Annotated in this window: 5 protein-coding genes; all 5 read left to right on the top strand. The window is 44.1% G+C overall.

The features are described from left to right. Positions 1–628, top strand: a 628-nt coding sequence (locus BCT81_RS28630) for a type VI secretion system contractile sheath large subunit (RefSeq protein ID WP_198596987.1), incomplete at its 5' end; no start/stop codon positions are given. Beyond that, a complete protein-coding gene (gene tssE, locus BCT81_RS28625; RefSeq protein WP_086713375.1) occupies positions 628–1,050 on the top strand; it encodes a type VI secretion system baseplate subunit TssE in 423 nt (140 codons plus the stop codon). The genes BCT81_RS28630 and tssE, both read left to right, overlap by 1 nt. After that, a complete protein-coding gene (gene tssF, locus BCT81_RS28620; RefSeq protein ID WP_102426628.1) occupies positions 1,043–2,794 on the top strand; it encodes a type VI secretion system baseplate subunit TssF in 1,752 nt (583 codons plus the stop codon). The genes tssE and tssF overlap by 8 nt, the downstream gene beginning before the upstream one ends. Positions 2,795–2,858: 64 nt before the next feature. Beyond that, positions 2,859–3,791, top strand: coding sequence for a type VI secretion system baseplate subunit TssG (locus BCT81_RS28615; protein WP_102426627.1), 933 nt, complete (start codon positions 2,859–2,861; stop codon positions 3,789–3,791). A 46-nt stretch (positions 3,792–3,837) separates the two neighbouring features. Further along, positions 3,838–5,144 (top strand): AAA family ATPase (locus BCT81_RS28610; protein ID WP_133152770.1); only part of this gene is annotated, 1,307 nt, incomplete at its 3' end.

Here is a 5,144-nt window from a genome sequence, read left to right as displayed (position 1 = left end):
AGCCAACATGGTGCTCGCTACCACTGTTATGCGAGAGTTCCACCGCGTGAATTGGTTCGGTTTTTTAAAATCTCGCTGGAACGATAAGCTTCAAGGCGCGGTTATCAATCTGCCTACGAACCACTATTTTGATAGTTACCTACAAAAGCCAGTCACCGACATTAGTTTGTTTGGACAGTTATCTAACTTCTATGCGCAAAGTGGCTTCATTCCACTCGCTAAAAGCCCATTAACTGACAAGTTCTACTTCAATGGCAACAATTCAATTTGGCAATGTGGGCAAAGTGACAACGACAAAGTTCTTACTCAGATTCAAACTACACTGATGTCCTGCCGAATCGCGCATTACTTAAAAGTTCAAGTAAGAGAAATGATCGGCAGCTTCAATAACGCGACAGAGTGTGAACTGTTCTTAACACACTGGATAGAAAAATTCTCAAGCAACGTGTCGTTTGCCAACGAAGAAACTCTGTCGAAATACCCGTTAAGCTTTGCCAAAGTGAGTGTCACAGAGTCGAGCTCTCAATCTGGCAGCTTCGCTTGTACTTTGCGCATTGTGCCTCAATACCAGTTTGACTATTTCAGTGGTGAAGTGGTGTTAACTACCGACCTAAATGAGGTGGCGTAATGAGCTTCTGGACCACCTTTGTTAGCGATTCTAAGCCATACCAAGATGCTGAGATAGAGGACATCAAATTCCATCTAACCAAGCTGTTAGAGGCGGAAGCCTCGCTAACTGACATTGACAACAGGTTAGTTGAAGTAAACCGTTCAAATTTGAAGTTTGGTATCGAAGATATTCAGTTACTCAGTGCAACACTAGAAAAAACACAACTCACGCTAAGAATCGAAAATTGGATTAAAAGCTTTGAGCCACGCTTACACAACATTTCTGTCGAGCTTGGCGAGCGAAAAGAAGGCGATAACTCATTGTCGTTCAACATCATCGCCAAAGTAAAAACCAGCCATGGCGAACAAGACCTTATCTTTGATTCAAAAATCGCATTAAGCGACTTAACGACCTCTCTGGAAGAAGATAACTATGACTGAACCTATTATGCGGTACTTTGAGCAAGAGCTGGCGTTTGTTCGCCGTTCATTGGGACAGTTTGGTCAGGAGTATCCTACACACGCTGAAAAGCTCAATATTCATCAGGGTAAAATCGAAGACCCAAGCATGGCTCGTCTACTTGACGGTGTTGCCCTTTTGAATGCAAAAGTCGAAAAGAAACTCTCGGAGCAGTTACCAGAAGTCATCGAAGGGATTCTGGGTGTTTTGTACCCTTCGTACATTCAAACCGTACCGAGCGTTGCGTACCTTGAGCTGCTAGCCGAAGATGGTCCCATTGAATCCAGTACTTTGCCAAAAGGTTCACTGTTTTCGAGCACCAACACCAAAAACGAGTGCCTATTCAGGACCGTTGGTGAATTGAAAATCTCGCCGTTTAGCCTAAGTAACATTAAAGCTTTAAGCGCCCCATTTAGTTTCAACAGGCCCAAAACAGCCAGTCAAAGTAACGCTGTTGTCCAAATATCACTCAGCACTGGTGATCCAGAAACTCACTTCAGTCACTTGGAACTCAATGACCTAGACTTCTTCGTCAAAGGCTTTGAGAACAACGCAGACTCTCTCGTTGAATTGCTACTCAACAACACCTTGTCGATTTCAATCTCTGATAGTGAATGTGCTCAACACGTCACCCTTGATAGCCACCAGCTAAAGAACCGAATTAGCGACCTAGAATTTAAGTTTCTGCCCGAGCACGGCAATCAGTTCACTGGCTACCAACTGATCAACGAATTCTTCTTTTTCAAAGAGAAGCGTCAGTTCTTTAGGCTCAAGAACTTCGCACAATACGCGAGCCAGTTTGATGAATCGGAAATCGTGATCAACTTGTTCATGTCTTCACTGCCGTCTGAATTCATCCGCTTGTTCAATAAAGATGTTATCAAGCTAAATGTTATGCCTGCGGTTAATCTGTTTGAGCAAACCGGTGAGCCTATTTCTTACGACCATCGAACTCTTTCAGTTCCCGTCAATGCCGATGCTCATAGCGACAACAATATCGAAATCATAGAGATTCAAGATGTTTACGAAATTACACCTAATGGAGAAATCCCGTTAGTTCCTCTGTTTAAAGAGAAATATGCTCATAATCAGCGATACGATTATTGGCAAAGTAAACACAATCACTTTGGTGAAATGAGCATTGCGATATCACTTTCAGATACGCCAACGGCTGAATTCAGCAAGCTACTTGGTACGCGCTTACTGTGTACAAATGGTAAGCAAGCCTGCGGTGTGAGTGGCACTTTAGAATGCCTAGAGAGCATTGATTTACCAGGTGACTTTTCACCTATTTATCCGCCTTCAGCACCAATCACTAAGGAAGTTGATCAGAATGTTCACTGGGAATTTATCAGCTTATTGAACACCAATTTTTCGTCTTTAGTGCAGTCATGCAACCCTGTAGCTGACCTTAAACACATGCTGAGCTTATGCAGCCGAGAGCAAGTATCAAGTGCTGAAATTCAGATGATTCACTCAATTTCGTTTAATTCGCAAGTTTCTGCGATTCGTGTGCTGGGTAAAAACGTCTTCTCACCCGGTACCGAGATTGAATTAACTTTGGATGCAACAGGTCCCTACTTGGCATTTGCTGATGTACTAAACCGTTTCTTCCAACAATTTTGTAGTTTTGACCGATACATTCAACTCAAGATCCGCATTTATGGCCGAGATGGTATCGTCAAAAAGTACCCTAAAATCCATGGTAGCCAATTGTGTTTGTAACAGTGCAAACGTCCGCTAGTGTCCAAACTGGACATCGCCAAAATGCTTGTCATAAGGAGGCGCGATGAAGCCTTTCGTTCAAGATCTTACTAACCAACCTGAAAAGTATGACTTCACTCAGGCAATGAGGCTATTAGAACAATTACAAGCGCAAAGCACCACACCGTTTCAGATTCAATTAAAGTCTGAAGCAATGCCAACTGGTAATCCCCAAGAGATTCAGTACTTCTCATTAAAAGGGAATAAGGCAAAGCTCAGATTGGCGAAACAAGCGCTTTCAGGCGTCAAAGGTGTCATACCAAATTATATTTACGAAGAGTTATTAGCAGCGATACACAATGAAGATCATTCATTGCAGGACTTTTTGGATGTGTTCAACCAGCGACACTATGAGATTACCTATCGAACCAATGCTCGACGTTGGTTATTAGTAGAAAGTGAGCAAAATCCAAAAAAGACAGCCTTGTTAAACCACTTTGCAGCGCTTGGGAAAGAGCACAAAGAGTACCTGCAATACTCGCTTCTTTTGAGCCAGCAAAGCCGCAGTTTGACTACGTTGAAGAAGATCCTGAATGACTATTTTCCCTATTCTATTGATGTGGAGTGCAAAACGTTTGAAAGACGTTTATTGCCAGCAGACTCGCTCACTCGGATTGGTACAGATCGTGATTTTAATAGTCGCTTAGGCCAAGGCTTTTTAGTCGGGAGAACCTGTCTCGCTCACTTCAATAATCTAAATATTTTTGTGACCCCGAAAAACCGCACTGAGTTTCTCGAGATCCAGCAAGATGACCAATTTGCTAAAGCCGTATTGTCTTTGACGCAGCATTACTTAAAAGACAGCACGCCCGTTGCCATTTACCTAAACGTTAAGCGTTCATATTTAACCAGACCCCGCTTATCAAGCAAGGTTTCGATGGCTGCTCGTTTGGGTGAGATTGACTACCTCGCGCCTGAACGTAACCCCAATGAAACCGTAAAGATTTTGCTTTTGTAGTTCGTAATACGGAATGTATAGATTATAGAGATACAAGGAATTGACTATGACACAAGTAACTCTCACTAACTTAGTAGGAAAACTTTCTCCCGAACTCAAGCAAGCGCTGGAAGCGTCTGCGGGTGCGGCAATGAATCAAGGTGTTGGCGCGATAGAGACTGAACATTGGATTCTTCAGCTTATTTCGCAAAAAGATCCCAAGCTGATGGCTCTGTGTGAATCGCAAAAGCTTTCGTTAGACGCCTTGGTTAATGAACTGACGAAGAAGGTTTCCATGTTGGCGAAAGGGAATGAAGGTCAGCCTACATTGAGTCATGGTCTCACAGAGTTAATCAAAGATGCTTGGATGATTGCATCGGTTAACTACGGTCACGGAGAGATCGTCAGCTTGCATCTAATCCAAGCACTCATGCAGCAAAATGTTTTAGGGGTAAGTACCCTACAACTCGAAACACTAAGCAGCGTGTCGCTTGAATCTCTGCAAGGCTTGATCAAGAAAACTCCGATTGCACGCAACACAGCCTCCCCTTCAGCTAGCGGCTCTGTTGATACCACTCCATCGGGTAACGATGCATTAAGCAAATACACAGTTAACCTGACGCAACAAGCACTCGACGGAAACATCGACCCTATTTCAGGCCGTAATGCTGAAGTAAGAAAAGCGATTGATATCTTATGTCGTAAGCGTCAGAACAACCCGATTATGGTCGGTGAACCCGGCGTAGGTAAGACAGCGGTCGTCGAAGGTCTAGCTTTAAGAATCGCGGCAGATGAAGTACCAAGTGCATTGCAAGGGGTACAAATCCACTCACTTGACCTTGGGTTACTTCAAGCGGGAGCAAGCGTTAAGGGTGAGTTTGAGAACCGTCTAAAAGATGTCATCAACGAAGTAAAAAGCTCTGAAGTGCCTATCATTGTATTCATTGATGAAGCACACACGCTTATTGGTGCCGGTGGCGCAGCAGGACAAAACGATGCAGCGAACCTTCTTAAACCAGCACTAGCTCGTGGTGAATTCAAAACCATTGCCGCGACAACTTGGGCCGAATACAAGAAGTACTTTGAAAAAGACCCAGCACTAACACGTCGATTCCAAGTCGTGACCATTGAAGAACCCAACGCAGAAGATGCAATGCAGATGCTTCGCGGCGTAGCGGCTTCACTGCAAGCTCACCACGGCGCATTTATCGCAGAATCGGCAATCGAAGCCGCCGTTAACTTATCGATTCGTTACCTTCCAAGCCGCCAGCTACCCGACAAAGCGATCAGCCTTCTTGATACCGCCAGTGCCCGAATTGCGTTAACACAAGGGGCGAAGCCTGAAGTACTGGAAACACTTGAACAGACTATTCG

It is taken from the genome of Vibrio sp. 10N.261.52.A1, from assembly GCF_002876325.1.
GTDB classification, from domain to species: domain Bacteria; phylum Pseudomonadota; class Gammaproteobacteria; order Enterobacterales; family Vibrionaceae; genus Vibrio; species Vibrio chagasii.
The sequence above is the reverse complement of the archived record's forward strand: the minus strand, read 5'-3'. Positions and strand labels throughout refer to the sequence as shown.